Genomic DNA, 15,631 nt, shown 5'->3' on the forward strand with positions numbered 1-15,631 from the left:
ATTACCCTGATTTTTTGAGGGTAAACCCGCGCTTTTAGCCTTGAGTGATTGCGCTGTCCCTCGCTTAGTTGTACGATGACTAACAACCCAAGCAAAGGAGACATTCCATGACTTTCAACCGCCGCGCCATTCTTCTGGCCTGCACCGCCGCCCTGACAGCAGCCTCCGCCACGGCACAGACCGCCACCGACTGGCCTGCCAAGACCCTGCGCATCGTGGTGCCCTACCCTCCAGGTGGCAGCTCCGACATCATTGCGCGCTCCATCAGCCAGTCGCTGTCCGAAGCACTCAAGCAAAGCGTCATCGTCGAGAACAAGCCCGGTGCCAATGGCAACCTGGGTGCAGACTTTGTGTCCAAGGCCGAGCCGGACGGCTACACCGTTCTGCTGTGCGACGTGGGCGCACTGGCCATCAGCCCCTCGGTCTATACCAAGCTGTCGTTCGACCCCTCCAAAGACCTGCGCGGCGTGACCATGCTGGCCTACTCGCCCCACCTGCTGGTAGTGCACCCCTCGGTGCCGGTGAGCAACCTCAAGGAGTTGGTCGCCTACTCCAAGAAGAACGACCTGAACTTTGCGGTCACCGCCACCGGCAGCGCCCCCCACCTGGCGGGCGTGGCGCTGGAGCGCGCGAGCGGCGCGCGCTGGCAGTACATCCCCTACAAGGGCGGCGTGACCGCCATCCAGGACACTGTCGCCGGCCAGACCCAGGTGCTGATGAACGGCATGCTGGCCACCCTGCCCCAGGTGCAGAACGGCAAGCTCAAGGTGCTGGGCGTGTCCAAGGCCACGCGCATGCCGCTGATCGGCGACGTGCCCACCATTGCCGAACAGGGCGTGGCGGGCTACGAGTCGGGCACATGGCAGGGCATCCTGGTGCCACGCGGCACGCCCGAAGCCGTGGTGCAAAAGCTCAACAAGGCCCTCATCACCGCCATCCGCGCGCCTGAAATCCGCTCGCGCCTGGCCGGCCAGGGTGCTGAAGTAGTCACGATGACCCCCACCGAGCAAGACCAGTTCTTTGCCAAAGAACGCGCGCGCTGGGCCGCCGTGGTGAAGGCCGCCAACATCAAGCTCGACTGAGTACGTCCCCACTTTTTTTCATTCACCTTCCTCCTCGTTGCAATGACCATGAACCCGCAAGAACTCAAATCCATCATGGGCTCCGGCCTGCTGTCGTTCCCCATCACCGACTTCGACGAGCAGGGTGAATTCCGCCCCAAGACCTACATCGAGCGCCTGGAGTGGCTGGCTCCCTACGGCGCCAGCGCTTTGTTCGCCGCTGGCGGCACGGGTGAGTACTTCTCGCTGTCCGGTGCCGAGTACGGCCAGGTGGTGAAGACCGCGGTGGACACCTGCCGCGGCAAGGTGCCGATCATTGCCGGTGCCGGCGGCCCCACCCGCACCGCCATCGCCCATGCACAAGAAGCCGAGCGCCTGGGCGCTCACGGCATCCTGCTGCTGCCCCATTACCTGACCGAAGCCGGCCAGGAAGGCCTGATCGAGCATGTGGCCCAGGTGTGCGCCAGCGTGAAGTTCGGTGTCATCGTCTACAACCGCGACCGTACCAAGCTGACTGCCGATTCCCTGGCCATCCTGGCCGACCGCTGCCCCAACCTGATCGGCTTCAAGGACGGTGTGGGCAACATCGAGACCATGTCCTCGATCTTCATGAAGATGGGCGACCGCTTCTCGTACCTGGGCGGGCTGCCCACGGCCGAGGTGTATGCGGCTGCCTACAAGGCGCTGGGCACGCCGGTGTATTCGTCGGCGGTGTTCAACTTCATCCCCAAGACGGCGATGGAGTTCTACAAGGCCGTGGCGGCAGACGACATCGCCACGCAGCACAAGCTGCTCAAGGAGTTCTTCATGCCCTACCTGGCGATTCGCAACCGGGTGGAAGGCTACGGCGTGAGCATCATCAAGGCGGGCGCCAAGATCGTGGGCCACGACGGTGGCCCGGTGCGCGCACCGCTGACGGACCTCAAGCCCGCCGAGGTGGAAGAGCTCAAGGCGCTGATCGACAAGCTCGGCCCTCAATAAGCAAGGGCTACGCCCTCCGGGGCGTTGCGGCGGCCGCACGGCTTGCCCCGCAAAAAGGCTTTGCGCGATATCGAAGATCTCGACATGAATACCCCGCGACCGGCCGTGCACGGGCGCGGTGGTCTACCTGTGGCACGCAACGCGCTTCATTTCGTCATCCATCACACACAACAAAGGAGACAGACAAGATGTTCAGGAAACTCGTTCTCGCCACGGCGGCCATCGTGACCGTGGCAGCTCTTTCGGGCTGCGCAACCCGCACCACCGCCGCTTCATCGGCGTCATCCGAGCAGGCCGTGGCCGCTGCGGCCGAGCGCCTGCGCGTGGCCATGATAGACCCGACGCCTGCGGCCCTGGCCCAGCTGGTGGCTGATGACCTGAGCTACGGTCACTCTGGCGGCCGCGTGGACACCAAGGACAGCTTCATCGGCGACCTGGTGGCCGGCAAGTCGGACTTCGTGACCATCGCCATCACCGAGCAGACCATCAAGGTCGTGGGCAACACCGCCATCGTGCGCCACACGCTCACGGCCGACACCAACGACTCAGGCAAGCCCGGCAAGGTGCAGATCAAGATCCTGGGCGTGTGGCAGGATCAAGGCGGCAGCTGGAAGCTGCTGGCCCGCCAGGCCGTGCGCGTCGCGGCTTGAAGCCCATTCCCGACCAAGGGCCGCCGATGCGGCCCTTTTTTCTTTGAGGGCCATTCGCGCCCACCATTCTTTTCCGCACCCATGACCACCACCGCCCTGCCCCGCATCCTGCAAATCGGCCGCCTGCCACTTCCTGCGCTGGAGACAGAACTGGCCGCCCGCTACCACGTCACCTGCCTGGCGGACCAGGCCGACCCGGCCGGTTATCTGGCGTTGCATGGGGCGGAGTTTTCGGGCGTGGTGACCACCGCATCCATCGGCCTCAAGGGCGAGGTGATTGCCGCCCTGCCCCACCTGCAGGTCATCAGCAGCTTTGGCGTTGGCTTTGACGCGCTCGACATTGACGCCGCCAAAGCGCGCGGCGTGCAGGTGGGCTACACGCCCGGCGTGCTCAACGACTGCGTGGCCGACATGGCCTTTGCGCTGATGCTGGACGTGTCGCGCGGCATTGCCGCCAGCGACCGCTTCGTGCGGCGCGGCGCATGGACGCAGGGCCGCTTCGCCCTGGGCAGCCGCGTCTCGGGCAAGCGCCTGGGCATCGTCGGCATGGGCCGCATCGGCCAGGCCGTGGCCGAGCGCGCCAGCGGCTTCCGCATGGAGGTCGGCTACCACAACCGCCGCCGCGACCCCGACATCGCGCAGCAGTACTTCGAGTCATTGGTCGAGCTGGCGCGCTGGGCAGACTACCTGGTGCTCACCGTCGCCGGTGGACCGGCCACACGCCATCTGGTGGACAGCACCGTGCTGAAAGCGCTGGGCCCGCAAGGTTTCCTCATCAACGTGGCGCGCGGTAGCGTGGTGGATGAAGCCGCGTTGATCGATGCGCTGACCCACCGCCAAATCGCCGGCGCAGGCCTGGATGTCTTCGAGGACGAGCCTCTTGTACCGCCGCACCTGATGGCGCTGGACAACGTTGTGCTCACCCCGCACACAGCCAGCGCCACCCACGAAACCCGCCGGGCCATGGCGGACCTGGTGCTGGAGAATCTTGACGCGTTTTACACACAGGGCGCGGTGAGCGTGCCCGTGCCTGGGACCACTCGGCCTCAGTAGGGAATTGCCACATCAAGTCATAGCATGGGACACTCAATGACATCGTCGCCGAGGTCAAACTCGCCGCAGCTCCAACCGACCGCGTACTTGAAAATAACTGGCAGCAATCGCCGAAGCCACGCCACAGCGGCCCGCCAGCAAACGCAAATGGTCGCAACCAAATCAAAATTTGGTTGATATTAAATATTCATTAACATGAATTTATTATCACGACTAATTGACCTCGAGCGGTTGCAATCGACTTTCCCACGCCTTGTCAAGACTGTGTTGAAAGGTACTATCTTTGAACGGAACAATCGCCGCCCCGAAATCAGCATCGGAGAGGGCTTGGCGAGCAGCTGGTGTCAGTCGAAACCACGCAATGGCGGGTTGAGAGCCGCCCAGATGGTCCGTATAGGTCAAGCTGTGGTTGAAAGGGAAATCTGTCTCTGTGTATTTCACCAGCGGCCTCGACCCGTAAAGAGGTGGACGGAAAAGCGTTTGATATCCGCCATGTGCCGAGTAAGAAACTGCATTGATTTGGGCTTGCGAAGAACATTGGCTCAGCCAAACGACGACGGCCTCCCAATCATGGGTATGTCCCTGACCGAGAACAACGATATCCTTGGGAAAATACCACGCATACATGACAGCACATTCATTGTGGTAAGTCTCCGCCCGAACATATACCTGGCCAATGCTTTGTGAACACCCGCCATTGACGGGATAGGTAGGACGCAAACCCCGGCCTACATTGCCGTAGGCATCCACGGCAGGGTACGGTACACAGCCTCCATCCACAAAAAGCCTGGGCTTGAAAGTGGCTTCAAAATCATCCACGCTCTCCGGAAAGTTCACAATTTGGTTATGGGGCAGGCTATGAAAATAGACCGATGCTCCACCGTCTTCAGAAAATTCGTCGGCTTCGTCCAATCCACTTTGCGCGTGCGCGGCTCCACAACACATCGCCGCGATACATGCAGAAAATATTATTTGGGTAAAATTGCGTTTTTTGACCATGATCCGCCTCCAAATGAAGTGGTGTAGGAAAATTCAGGGCTCAAGCATCCCGGATAAAAACCGTCCAAATCTTATAAGCAATACATCAATATTTAATATTCAAAATCAACCTACTCATACCATTAAATACTCTTTTCAAGCCCGACGACAGCTACATTAACCATACATCCCGCATCGCAATGCGCTGCGCTGCACGGCTGGTCCATAGCAGGCCACCACCCACCTACCAACGGATTCGTCCCAGTGTGGGTGCGCCCTGCAGCCAATTCAATTTCAAACTACAACCATCCCGCCGATCGGGCTGCGCGCGAGATGGTGATAGCGACAAACTCAGGATATGGCGTCTATGTGCAGCTGCACCGAATCATTCAGGTACACCGGCGTCACCTTGAAGCCCTTGACCGTGACCGAGCCGAACGTGCCACGCACCATGCTGCCCCGCACGATGGTGATGGTGGAGCCCACTGCGGGGGTGTAGCCCGCCCGGAAGCTGACCACCAGCGAACCTGCTAGCGTCGCGGGGCCGCTGGCGTTCAGCTGGCCCGCGCCGTTGGCGCCCAGTCGCAGGTCCAGCGTGCTGCTGCCGCCTTGGGTGTACGCACCGCCAATGACCACCGCGGAGGCTGCGTTGCTGATGAAGGTGCCGCCGCTCAGGTACACGTCGCCCTTGCCTGCTGCATTGGCGGAGTCCGCCTGCACGGCGCCAGCCGCGACCTCGGTGCCACCGGTGTAGGTGTTGGCCCCTGACAGCGCCAGCGTGCCGCTGCCGCGCTTGGTCAGCTTGCCGGCGCCGGCAATGTCGTTGCGCCAGGTGTCCAGGGCGTGGAAGCCGCCTTGCGCGGCGTCCATCGTCACCGCCACGTCGCCGTTGAAGTTGCCGTAGCCGTCGCCGGCTGCAAACAGGTTCAGGCGGCCCCAGCCTTCGGCATCGTCCATCACCGGGTAGCCCGAGGCGATGGCCGTCGTCTTGAGCACCACGCGGCGCTGGCTAGCATCCAGGTACGGGAAGCGGGTTTCGAGCAGCACTTCTGCGCCCTTGGGCACCACGGCAGCGCGCGTGGTGTCGCCGATCGGCGCGAAGCCGAAGGTCATGCGGCGCAGGTACTCGGCCTTGTTCGTGGCGTGGTCGGCAAAGCGGTCGGTGCCCACGGGCTGCGAATTTGCGAACTGCTGGAACTCCGCGGGCGTTTTCGCGCCCACGGCGGCCATCATTGTGCCGCGCGCCTGGGCCAGCGCGGCGGCCTTGCGCGGGGCGTTCACGCCCGTGGCGATGCTGGCAGCGGCCACCGCCTGGCCATGGATGCGGCCGCTGATCACGTCCAGGGGCGAATGCATGCCGGCCAGGATGCGGCTTTCGCCCAGTTCCAGCCCACGGGCGAGCATTTCCTGGAAGCGTTCGGGCACCACATACGCCATGGCGATGGCGTCGCGCACGCCCTCGGCCGTGTGGCCGCTGGTGAAGCCGCCATCGGTGGCGGGGGTGGTGCTCTTGGCGGGCACCAGGGTCGGCAGCACCATCACGCTGGCGCTCCAGCGCCAGGGGCGTGCGTATTTGTAGAACCGCTTGGCAGGCTCGGTGAAGCCGTTGTCGCCGATGCCCCCCAAAAAGTCCACCACCGTGCCGAAGCTGGTATTGGCGCTGCCGCCCACGCCCACGTTGTTGCCGCTGTCGTTGTACAAAACGGTGGTCGCGTCCGTCGGAACGTTGGTGATGGATGTGGTCTGCTGCGCGGCGGTGCGCCATGCGCTGGTGAGCGGGCCCAGGCCGTCGGTCACGCTATAGCCCTTGCCACGGCGGTCATCCAGGTAGGCCGACTGCGCCTGCGCGGCGGTTCGGCGTGTGGTGGCGTCCACCACGTACTGGATGTTGCGGGCATGCACCTGCTGGTTCAGCACCGTGCCGTCGGTGGCGTCGCCGGGGATGCCGCTCCAGCTCGATGGGGCAATGGCCGGGAAGGTGCCGTTGGCCGGGGCAGTAACGCCGGCGTCCACCAGCTGGGTGCTGGGCTTCCAGATGTCGAGAAAGCCGCCCAGCACGCGCACCCCGGCGTTGGTGGCCAGCGTGGCGTAGCGCGCGTCGCCGCGCTGGTTGGTGAATGCGAAGTCGACGAACGGCGGGGTGGTGGCCTCGTTGGGCACGGGGGCCGTATCGGCACGGCCCAGGCCGACGGGTGCTTGCGGGGCAGCCGGCTCTGCGTCGCCTCCCCCTCCGCAGGCGGACAGGGCCAGGGCGGCGGCAAGGGCAATGACGAGGGGGCGGTAGGTGGGAAGCTGCAACATGGCGGAGGACACGGGTTGGACGGGCAAAGGCGGTCACTGCGAACAGCGCCGGTGCAGGCCCACGCGGGCCGGCTGCGTGGCACTGTAGAAACGGCCCATGACATTTGCGTGACGGCTTCTGGACGGGCAAAAGAGTGTCGTGTGCAGCTGCAACCCACGCCTGCAGAGCGCAGCCGGGGCGCGCGCCCGTCCCCGCGCTTTTTCGATGGCCTACAAAGCGCTTTTGGTGCACACAATAAAGAATAAAACCCCGCAAGCCGCGACGACTGCGGGGTTTTCAGCGGCAGGCCGGCAGGCCTGCATCGCGGCCGCAGAGTTACTTCACGGCACCGGTTCGCCGGCCGCCACAAGGTCGGCCAGCAGCTGCGGCCCGATGCGCTGCGCACGGTGGCGCAACTCGAACAGCCACATGGCATACAGCGGCAAGGCTTCGGCCAGCCGAAGCGCTGCCACCTGCGGCGCGGCGGCGCCCAGCAATGCGGGGTGCGGCACCACGGCCAGCAGGTCCGACGTTGCCACCAGGTTCAGCAGGCTGGCGAAATCAGGGCAGCGCACTGCCATGCGTGGCGCGGGCATGCGCCGCACGCGGTGTGCCTCGGTCAGCACATCCACCGGCCCGCTGACGCTCGGCCCCACGCAGGCCCAGGCCGCGCCCTGGAGCTGCGCGAGCGACCGGGCTTGGACCAATGGATGGCGGCGGCGCGCGTAGACCAGCGGCTGCAGGTCGTACAGCCGCCGGGCGGACACGTCCGCATGGTCGAACTTGCGCGGCCGGGGCGCAATGACCGCGTCGAACCGCCCCTGCAGCAATCCGGCCAGCAAGCTGCCCTCATCTGCCGTCGCCATGGCCAGGGACCGCCTGCCTTGCGGCACGCACCAGCCCCGGTACAGCACCGGCCCGCACACCATGGCTGCAGACGACGTGAGCCCCACACGCAGCTGGTGGCGTTCCGCCGCGCCTGTGCCCAGCCGAGGCAGCGCGTCGATGCGCTCTCCGACTGACGCCGCCTCGGCCGACACCGCTCGGGCCAGGTCGGTGGGCAGGTAGCGTCGCCCCTGCCGCACGAGCAGCGGGGCGGCAAAGTGCGCCTGCAGCGACTTCATGCCCTGGCTGATGGCCGGTTGCGACACGCCGCAGGCCAGCGCGGCCCGTGCAAAGCTGCCGTGTTCGATGATGGAGCGCAGGTACTCAAGGTGGCGAAGATACATAAGCCGCATTTATGTATGAAGCACCATTGTCGCTTGCCGGACGGCGCAGACGGCGCGAAGCTCAGGCATCCATCCACATCAGCGAGATACACCCAGTGACCCAGCAACCGATTGACACCGTACGCACCTACCTCGGCCACTTGCATGCGAGCAACACCGACGGACTGATCGCGTGCTTCGAGCCCGATGGCGTGGTGCACTCACCCTTCCTGGGCACCATGCGCGCCAGCGACTTTTTCAAGAAGCTGGCGCAGGCCTCCAGCGGCAGCGTGATCACCGTGCTGGACCTCTTTGGCTCCGTGCTGCCTGCCGCTGACGGGGGCGCCGCGCGCGTTGCCGCGTACTTCCGCTATGACTGGACACTGAACGACGGACGCGAAGTGACCTTCACCTGCGTGGACGTGTTCACCTTCGACGCGGGCAGCGCGCTCATCCGCGACATGAACATCGTCTACGACACCCACCCCCTGCGGGAAGAGGTGGGCGACAAGTACGCGCCCGACTGATGCGCGCGCGTGGGCCAAAGCTCGGGCGATGGCCGCTGCGCACCGCGCGCGGCGTGCTGGGCGGCATTGCGGCTTTAGCCTGATTGGCGCAAAATGCGCCAATCAGGAGATCACCATGACCGCCACCGCTTTTTCTTCCGTCAAACTCCCCGCGCACTTGGTGGAGCAGGCCCGCCAGGCCGCGCAGCCCATGCGCCGCTCGGTGGCCAGCCAGATCGAATACTGGGCCACGCTGGGGCAGATCGTGGAACACACGGGTTTGAGCGTGTCGGAAGCCCGCAGCGCCATCGAACAGTACGAGGCTGCCGCCTTGCGGCACAACACTCTGGCGGCCCCGGCGTCGGTGGACGCCCTTACCGCCCGCCTGCTGGCTGCACAAACGCGCGGCACGCTGGCCCAGCGGGTGCGTGAGGTGGTTCAGGAAAACCAGGCCAAGGCCGGCGTCACCCTCGTTTGACAGCCGGATGGCTTGATGGCTTCTTCGCAGTCTCGCTCGTCACCACCCGGCATCGCCACCCCACCCCGCTGGTTCCACCTGCTGGCCGGCCCCAACGGCGCAGGCAAATCCACGCTGTACCGCGCGCTGGTACGCGAGGGCATCCTGGGCCCGCCGCTCGAGTTCGTGAACGCCGACCTGCATGAACAGGCGCACCTGCAGCACATCGCCGACCCCGAAGCCCGATCCGAAGCCGCCCGGCAATGGGCCGATGCGCGCAGGGCCACGCTGCTGCGCGAAGGTGCTGATTTCGCCAGTGAGACCGTGTTCTCGCACTCCTCCAAGCTCGCACTGATCCAGGAAGCCCAGCGATGCGGCTACACGGTGGCCCTGTACATCGTGGCGCTGGACGATCCGGCGCGGCTGCTGCCCCGCGTGGCGCAGCGCGTACGCGAGGGCGGGCACGCCGTACCGCCAGAACGCATCCTGGCCCGCTACCCCCGCACCATGGACAACCTGGCCCTGGCCGTGCGCCAGGCCGATGTGTCGTACCTTTATGACGCTGCCGAAGCCATGGACACCGGGCCGCAGCTGGTGGCGATGTGCTCCCCCACGCAGACCACGCCGCTGGTCCCACCGCTGCCCGCATGGGCCCGGCGCCTGGTCGGCCACTGACTAGCTGCTTGAGGCGCCGGCCTCTGGGGGCGTCAACGGCGGACTGCGCCGAGCGTGGGCGGCCAACATCAGGCTTAAAATCTGCCCCTACCGCTTGACCACATTGCGCCAGCAGCTATTCATTTCATAGCAAATCGGCGGCACAAAAAATCCCTGATGCCGTTGTGGGCGTTTCTCATTGCCAAGACAATCATTGTCTAGTCAATTAAATTCCCTACCCATGACATCTCAGCCTTCCGATTCGTCCGCCCAAGGTTTCTACAGCCCCAGCCACCTGGAGCCTGAGGAAAGCGTGGGCTACCTGATGCGCAAGGTGATGTCGTCGATCCGCACGCAGGCCGATGCGCAGCTGTCTACGCACGACCTGACGTATGCGCAGTGGCTGCCGTTGTTCAAGATCTCGCGCTGCGACCAGACCACCGTGGCCAGCCTGGCGCGGGACCTGGAGACCGACCCGGCCTCGATGACCCGCGCGATGGACCGCCTGGAGGCCAAGGGCCTGGTGGTGCGCGAGCGGTCTACCACCGACCGCCGCGTCGTCCGCCTGACGCTCACGCCCGATGGCGACCAGGTCGCATCGCGCGTGCCGGCGGTGCTGGCCGACGTGCTCAACGTCCACCTCAGCGACTTCAGCCACGCGGAGTGGCAACTGCTGCTGAGCCTGCTGCGCCGCATGCTGGTGAACGGCAAGCCGCCTTCAACGGTGTCAACGCCTTCAACGCCTGCAACGCCGACTACACCTTCGGCGTCATCAGCCTGAAGGAACGCCCGGGGCCTTGACCCCACCGATGCAACCGCCTTCGTCCTCCTCCATACAACACACCAAAACCATTCTGGAGAACCCCGTGACCACCACCGCCACCACTCCCCTGCCCTCGGTCCGCTCTGCCTTTGCCGCCCATTTCGCCGTGTCGGCACTGGCCCTGGCCGCCGCCATCCTGCTGGTCGGCTGCGCCAGCCCCGGCGCGCCGCACACCCCGCTGGCGCAGACCACGCCCGCCGCCGTGGGCCTGAATGCATCCACCGCCAGCGACACCGCCGCACCCAGCCAGTGGTGGACCACCCTCGGCGATGCACAGCTCAATACGCTGATCGAACAAGCCCTGCAAGGCAGCCCCAGCCTGGCCGTCAGCCGCGCCCGGCTGGAGCAGGCGGTTGCCCTGAGCCAAGTGCGCGAAGCGGCCAACGGCCCGCAGGCCAACCTGGGTGTGGATGTGACCCGCCAGCGCTACACCGCCAACGGCCTGGTGCCCGCGCCCATCGCCGGCAACACCTACAACAGCGGCACGGTGCAGGCCACGCTGTCGTGGTCGCCGGACTTCTTCGGCCAGCATGCGGCCGAGCTGCAGGCCGCGCTGGGCCAAGCCCGCGCTGCACAGGCCGATGCGGCCGCCGCCGCCAACACTCTGGCCGCGCAGGTGGGCCGCAGCTATGTGGCGCTGGCCCGGCTGGTATCCCAACGCGACGTGGCCGCCCGCGCCCTGGCGCAGCGCGAAGAGCAGCAGCGCCTGACGCAGGAACGCGTGTCCGCCGGCCTGGACAGCCAGGTCGAGCTGACGCAGGCCCAGGCCGCCGTGCCCGACGCCCGCACCCAGATCGAAGCGCTGGAAGAGCAGATCACCCTGGCCCGCCGCCAGATCGCGGTGCTGAGCGGACAGGCGCCCGATGCGCTGCCGACGCTGGCCCCGCAGTTGTCCCAGCTGCAGCGCAACACGGTGCCGGACGTGCTGGGCGCCGACCTGCTGGGCCGCCGCCCCGACGTGGTGGCCGCACGCTGGCGCGTCGAAGCCGCCACGCAGGGCGTGAACAGCGCGCGCAGCGAGTTCTACCCCAACATCAACATCGCAGCGTTCATCGGCCTGAACTCGCTGGGCCTGGACAATCTGTTCAACGCCGGCTCGCGCCAGATGGGCGTGACCCCGGCGCTGCGCCTGCCCATCTTCGACGGCGGCCGTCTGCGCGCGCAGCTGGGCGGCCGCCAGGCCGAACTGGACGCCGCCATCGCCCAGTACAACGGCGCGGTGCTTGATGCCGTGAAGGAAGCCGGCGACGCCATGGCCTCCATCCAGTCGCTCACCCGCCAGCAAACGCTGCAGGACGACGCCGTGGCCAGCGCCGAGAAGGCCTACCGCTTTGCGCAAGAGCGCTACCGCGCGGGCCTGGGCAACTACCTGGTGGTGCTGTCCACCGAAAGCCAGGTGCTGGCCCAGCGCCGCCTGGCCGTGGACCTGCGCGCCCGCCAGATCGATACCCGCCTGCAGCTGATGAAGGCGCTGGGCGGCGGCTGGACGGATGACACGGCAGTGCTGCAGACCGCGGCGCGATAGACATCCACTGAGGCTGCATGCATGCCGGTCCCCCAACCGTTCACGCTGAGCTTGTCGACGCGCCGCGCAAGGCTTCGACAGGCTCAGCCCGAACGGTCGGGGTGACACCCGAACGCTGACCAGCGCAACAGCCCCGAGCCTGCCCCCTACAAAAACCACATAACAACGCATTCCTGAAAGACCACTGCCATGAGCGAACCCCTTGCCACCCCCAAAGCCACCAACCCCGCCCGCCGCCGCGGCCTGACCGTGATCGCCGCTGCCGTGGCGATCGCTGCCATCGCCTGGGGCGGCTGGCACTGGGCCAACGGCCGCCATGTGGAGACCACTGACAACGCCTACGTGGCCGGCAACGTGGTGCAGATCACGCCCCAGGTGGGCGGCACCGTCGTCTCCATCGGCGCAGACGACACCGACTACGTGAAGGCCGGCCAGTTGCTGGTCAAGCTCGACCCCGCCGACGCCCGCGTGGCGCTGGAGCAGGCCGAGGCCCAGCTGGCGCAGGCCGTGCGCGAAGTGCGCACGCTGTTCGCCAACAACTCCACGCTGAAGGCCCAGGTCAGCCTGCGCAGCGCCGACCTGGCCCGCGCCCAGGCTGAAGCCGCACGCCTGCAGGACGACGTGACCCGCCGTGCCCCGCTGATGGCCAGCGGCGCCGTTGGCAAGGAAGAGTTCCAGCACGCCACGGCCCAGGTCACGGCCGCCAAGAGCACCGTGGCCGCTGCGCAGTCGGCCGTGGTGGCCGCTCAAGAGCAACTGGCCGCCAGCCAGACGCAGACCGAAGGCACCTCCATCGAGCAGCACCCCAACGTGCAGCGCGCCTCGGCCCGCGTGCGCGAGGCCTACCTGGCCGTGCAACGCGCCCAGCTGGTCGCGCCGCTGGACGGCCACGTGGCCAAGCGCGGCGTGCAGGTGGGCCAGCGCGTGCAGGCCGGCGCGCCGCTGATGACGCTGGTGGCCCTGAACGATCTGTGGGTGGACGCGAACTTCAAGGAAAGCCAGCTGCAAAGCCTGCGCATCGGCCAGCCGGCCGAGCTGGAAGCCGACGTGTACGGCACCAAGGTCAAGTACCACGGCACCGTGACCGGCCTGGGTGCCGGCACCGGCGCAGCCTTCGCGCTGCTGCCCGCGCAGAACGCCACGGGCAACTGGATCAAGGTGGTGCAGCGCGTGCCCGTGCGCATTGCGCTCGATGCCAAGCAGGTGGCCGAGCACCCGCTGCGCGTGGGCCTGTCGATGGAAGTCAAGGTGGACACGGCCGACCAAAGCGGCAAGACCCTGGCCGACACGCAGCGCTCCACCCCCGTGGCCGCCACCGCCGTGTTCGACGAACAGTTCAAGGCGGCCGACGATGAAGTCGCGCAGATCATTGCCGCCAACCTGGGCCGCAGCAGCAAGGCCGCCGTGGCCGCGGCGTCGCCCAAAGTGGGCGCTGCAGGCACAGGCACTGCAAAAGCTCCGGCACTCGCCACGACGCTCCCTGCGCCCCGTGTCGAGAAGCATGCATCAGCCCCCGCAGCTTCTTCTCAGTCTCTGCAGTCGCCAGCGGTGCAGTAAGCCGGGGTTCGCATGACTGCCGCCAACCCCACTGCAGACACCGCAGGCCAGGCCCCCGCCGCGCCAGCGGCCCCTGCTGCCGCGCCACCTTCGGCCCCCTCGGGCCCACCGGCCGCCTACGCGCCACTGCAGGGCACGGCCCTGCTGCTGGGCACGCTGTCGCTGTCGCTGGCTACGTTCATGAACGTGCTGGACTCGTCCATCGCCAACGTCTCCATCCCCGCCATTGCCGGCGACCTGGGCGTGAGCCCCGGCCAGGGCACCTGGGTCATCACCAGCTTTGGCGTGGCCAATGCCATCTCGGTGCCGCTCACCGGCTGGCTCACGCAGCGCTTTGGCGCGGTGCGCCTGTTCACCATGAGCGTGCTGCTCTTCGTGCTCACGTCCTGGCTGTGCGGCTTTGCGTCGTCGCTGGAGATGCTGGTGTTCTTTCGCGTGCTGCAGGGCTTGGTGGCCGGGCCGATGATTCCGCTCAGCCAGACGCTGCTGCTCGCCAGCTACCCCAAGGCGCTGGCGGGCACCGCCCTTGCCCTGTGGGGGGTGACCACGCTGGTCGCGCCAGTGGTCGGGCCGCTGCTGGGCGGATGGATCACGGACAACATCTCCTGGCCCTGGATCTTCTACATCAACGTGCCCGTGGGCCTGCTGGCCGGCCTGCTCACCTGGGGCATCTACCGCAAGCGTGAGACGCCGATCCGCAAGCTGCCCATCGACACGGTGGGGCTGTCCCTGCTGGTGCTGTGGGTCGGTGCGCTGCAGCTCATGCTCGACAAGGGCAAGGAGCTCGACTGGTTCGCCTCCGGCGAGATCGTCATCATGGCCGTGGTGGCCGTGGTCGCGTTTGCGGTGTTCCTGGTGTGGGAGCTGACCGAGAAGCACCCGGTGGTGGACTTGAAGCTCTTCAAGGGCCGCAACTTCACCTTCGGTGCACTCGCGCTGTCGGTGGCGTATGCCCTCTTCTTCGGCAACGTGGTGCTGTTGCCGCTGTGGCTGCAGCAGTGGATGGGCTACACCGCCACATCGGCCGGCATGGCGCTGGCGCCGGTGGGCGTGTTCGCCATCTTGCTCACCCCGCTGGTGGGCAAGAAGGTCGGCCAGTGGGACCCGCGCCGCATGGCCACGGGCGCGTTCATCGTGTTCAGCACGGTGCTGTGGATGCGCTCGCAGTTCACGGTGCAGACGGACTTCATCCACATCCTGATCCCCACCCTGCTGCAGGGCGCGGCCATGGCCTTCTTCTTCATCCCGTTGACCACGCTGACCTTGGCGGGTATCCCGCCCGAGCGCATACCGGCCGCTGCGGGGTTGTCGAACTTCGTGCGGATCACCGCGGGCGCCATGGGCACGTCGATCGCCACCACGCTGTGGGAGAGCCGCGCCGCCATGCACCACGCCCACCTGACCGAAGGACTGGTGCAGGGCCAGGGTGTGTTCGGGCAGACGCTGGACAACCTGACTGCCTCGGGCCTCACGCAGATGCAGGCGCTGGCGCAGGTCAACCGGCTGATCGACCAGCAGGCCTTCACGCGGGCTGCCAACGACATCTTCCTCGGGTCGGCGTTTTTGTTCCTGCTGCTCATCGGGCTGATCTGGCTGACCAAGCGGCCGCCACGGGCCGCAGGCGGCGGCGCGGCCGATGCGGGTGGAGCGCACTGACAGCGGCATTTTCGAAGAATGACAACGCACGAGAGACCGGCCTTGCGCCGGTTTTTCTCTTTGTGTTTTTGCATCGCCCTGCAGCGCACGGAGATTAGAGTCCAAATAGCCGCTACCTCTTGACTGCGAAGCGCCGATAGCTATAATTTTCATAGCATCTACTACAAAGAGCACAGCCAGCGAAGGCGAGCGCAAGCCCAACATCCAACATATGCGCATCCGTGCGGAGAAGCACGTCCGC

General features: G+C 66.2%; 14 protein-coding genes. 11 read left to right on the forward strand and 3 right to left on the reverse strand.

The window, feature by feature from the left end:
• Window positions 1-107 precede the first annotated feature (107 nt).
• The 4 genes from ACSQ3N_RS14315 (at window position 108) to ACSQ3N_RS14330 (ending at window position 3,745) form a co-directional block, all read left to right on the forward strand.
• Complete coding sequence (locus ACSQ3N_RS14315) at window positions 108-1,082, forward strand: Bug family tripartite tricarboxylate transporter substrate binding protein (protein WP_436146629.1); 975 nt, start codon at window positions 108-110, stop codon at window positions 1,080-1,082.
• A gap of 48 nt (window positions 1,083-1,130) precedes the next feature.
• Window positions 1,131-2,042 (forward strand): 5-dehydro-4-deoxyglucarate dehydratase, encoded by a 912-nt coding sequence (kdgD, locus tag ACSQ3N_RS14320; protein ID WP_436146630.1) that lies wholly within the window; start codon window positions 1,131-1,133, stop codon window positions 2,040-2,042.
• A 188-nt stretch (window positions 2,043-2,230) separates the two neighbouring features.
• A complete protein-coding gene (locus tag ACSQ3N_RS14325) occupies window positions 2,231-2,692 on the forward strand; it encodes a nuclear transport factor 2 family protein (protein WP_056165729.1) in 462 nt (153 codons plus the stop codon).
• Window positions 2,693-2,773: 81 nt separating this feature from the next.
• Complete coding sequence (locus ACSQ3N_RS14330; protein ID WP_436146631.1) at window positions 2,774-3,745, forward strand: 2-hydroxyacid dehydrogenase; 972 nt, start codon at window positions 2,774-2,776, stop codon at window positions 3,743-3,745.
• A 213-nt stretch (window positions 3,746-3,958) separates the two neighbouring features.
• Here the strand turns inward: ACSQ3N_RS14330 and ACSQ3N_RS14335 are convergent, their stop codons facing one another.
• The 3 genes from ACSQ3N_RS14335 to ACSQ3N_RS14345 form a co-directional block, all read right to left on the reverse strand.
• Complete coding sequence (locus ACSQ3N_RS14335) at window positions 3,959-4,744, reverse strand: NPP1 family protein (protein WP_436146632.1); 786 nt, start codon at window positions 4,742-4,744, stop codon at window positions 3,959-3,961.
• Between the two features lie 330 nt (window positions 4,745-5,074).
• Window positions 5,075-7,024: a phosphatase PAP2 family protein gene (locus ACSQ3N_RS14340; protein WP_436146633.1), complete on the reverse strand. Its 1,950-nt coding sequence runs from the start codon at window positions 7,022-7,024 to the stop codon at window positions 5,075-5,077.
• Between the two features lie 321 nt (window positions 7,025-7,345).
• Window positions 7,346-8,233 carry a LysR family transcriptional regulator gene (locus ACSQ3N_RS14345; RefSeq protein ID WP_436146634.1) on the reverse strand — a complete coding sequence of 296 codons (888 nt, stop codon included), beginning with the start codon at window positions 8,231-8,233 and terminating at the stop codon, window positions 7,346-7,348.
• Window positions 8,234-8,328: 95 nt separating this feature from the next.
• Here ACSQ3N_RS14345 and ACSQ3N_RS14350 point away from each other — a divergent pair, with 95 nt between their 5' ends.
• The 7 genes from ACSQ3N_RS14350 (at window position 8,329) to ACSQ3N_RS14380 (ending at window position 15,390) form a co-directional block, all read left to right on the forward strand.
• A complete protein-coding gene (locus tag ACSQ3N_RS14350) occupies window positions 8,329-8,739 on the forward strand; it encodes a nuclear transport factor 2 family protein (protein ID WP_436146635.1) in 411 nt (136 codons plus the stop codon).
• A gap of 115 nt (window positions 8,740-8,854) precedes the next feature.
• Window positions 8,855-9,196 carry a TA system antitoxin ParD family protein gene (locus ACSQ3N_RS14355; RefSeq protein WP_436146636.1) on the forward strand — a complete coding sequence of 114 codons (342 nt, stop codon included), beginning with the start codon at window positions 8,855-8,857 and terminating at the stop codon, window positions 9,194-9,196.
• Between the two features lie 15 nt (window positions 9,197-9,211).
• Window positions 9,212-9,850, forward strand: coding sequence for a zeta toxin family protein (locus ACSQ3N_RS14360; protein WP_436146637.1), 639 nt, complete (start codon window positions 9,212-9,214; stop codon window positions 9,848-9,850).
• A gap of 220 nt (window positions 9,851-10,070) precedes the next feature.
• The gene (locus ACSQ3N_RS14365; protein WP_436146638.1) at window positions 10,071-10,610 is read left to right on the forward strand and encodes a MarR family winged helix-turn-helix transcriptional regulator; all 540 of its coding nucleotides are present in this window, start codon (window positions 10,071-10,073) and stop codon (window positions 10,608-10,610) included.
• Between the two features lie 85 nt (window positions 10,611-10,695).
• Window positions 10,696-12,177 carry an efflux transporter outer membrane subunit gene (locus tag ACSQ3N_RS14370; protein ID WP_436146639.1) on the forward strand — a complete coding sequence of 494 codons (1,482 nt, stop codon included), beginning with the start codon at window positions 10,696-10,698 and terminating at the stop codon, window positions 12,175-12,177.
• Window positions 12,178-12,366: 189 nt separating this feature from the next.
• Window positions 12,367-13,734, forward strand: a complete 1,368-nt coding sequence (locus tag ACSQ3N_RS14375) for an HlyD family secretion protein (RefSeq protein ID WP_436146640.1) — start codon at window positions 12,367-12,369, stop codon at window positions 13,732-13,734.
• Between the two features lie 12 nt (window positions 13,735-13,746).
• The gene (locus ACSQ3N_RS14380) at window positions 13,747-15,390 is read left to right on the forward strand and encodes a DHA2 family efflux MFS transporter permease subunit (RefSeq protein ID WP_436146641.1); all 1,644 of its coding nucleotides are present in this window, start codon (window positions 13,747-13,749) and stop codon (window positions 15,388-15,390) included.
• Window positions 15,391-15,631 lie beyond the last annotated feature (241 nt).

It is taken from the genome of Acidovorax sp. LjRoot194, assembly GCF_964253015.1.
Classification (GTDB): Bacteria; Pseudomonadota; Gammaproteobacteria; order Burkholderiales; family Burkholderiaceae_C; genus Acidovorax.

Coding starts and splice junctions, on each gene's coding strand:
- ACSQ3N_RS14335 (WP_436146632.1), bottom strand. CDS start 4,744: ATGGTCAAAAAACGCAATTTTACCCAAATAATATTTTCTGCATGTATC.
- ACSQ3N_RS14345 (WP_436146634.1), bottom strand. CDS start 8,233: ATGTATCTTCGCCACCTTGAGTACCTGCGCTCCATCATCGAACACGGC.
- ACSQ3N_RS14315 (WP_436146629.1), top strand. CDS start 108: ATGACTTTCAACCGCCGCGCCATTCTTCTGGCCTGCACCGCCGCCCTG.
- ACSQ3N_RS14325 (WP_056165729.1), top strand. CDS start 2,231: ATGTTCAGGAAACTCGTTCTCGCCACGGCGGCCATCGTGACCGTGGCA.
- ACSQ3N_RS14365 (WP_436146638.1), top strand. CDS start 10,071: ATGACATCTCAGCCTTCCGATTCGTCCGCCCAAGGTTTCTACAGCCCC.
- ACSQ3N_RS14330 (WP_436146631.1), top strand. CDS start 2,774: ATGACCACCACCGCCCTGCCCCGCATCCTGCAAATCGGCCGCCTGCCA.
- ACSQ3N_RS14360 (WP_436146637.1), top strand. CDS start 9,212: ATGGCTTCTTCGCAGTCTCGCTCGTCACCACCCGGCATCGCCACCCCA.
- ACSQ3N_RS14375 (WP_436146640.1), top strand. CDS start 12,367: ATGAGCGAACCCCTTGCCACCCCCAAAGCCACCAACCCCGCCCGCCGC.
- ACSQ3N_RS14355 (WP_436146636.1), top strand. CDS start 8,855: ATGACCGCCACCGCTTTTTCTTCCGTCAAACTCCCCGCGCACTTGGTG.
- ACSQ3N_RS14340 (WP_436146633.1), bottom strand. CDS start 7,024: ATGTTGCAGCTTCCCACCTACCGCCCCCTCGTCATTGCCCTTGCCGCC.
- ACSQ3N_RS14380 (WP_436146641.1), top strand. CDS start 13,747: ATGACTGCCGCCAACCCCACTGCAGACACCGCAGGCCAGGCCCCCGCC.
- kdgD (WP_436146630.1), top strand. CDS start 1,131: ATGAACCCGCAAGAACTCAAATCCATCATGGGCTCCGGCCTGCTGTCG.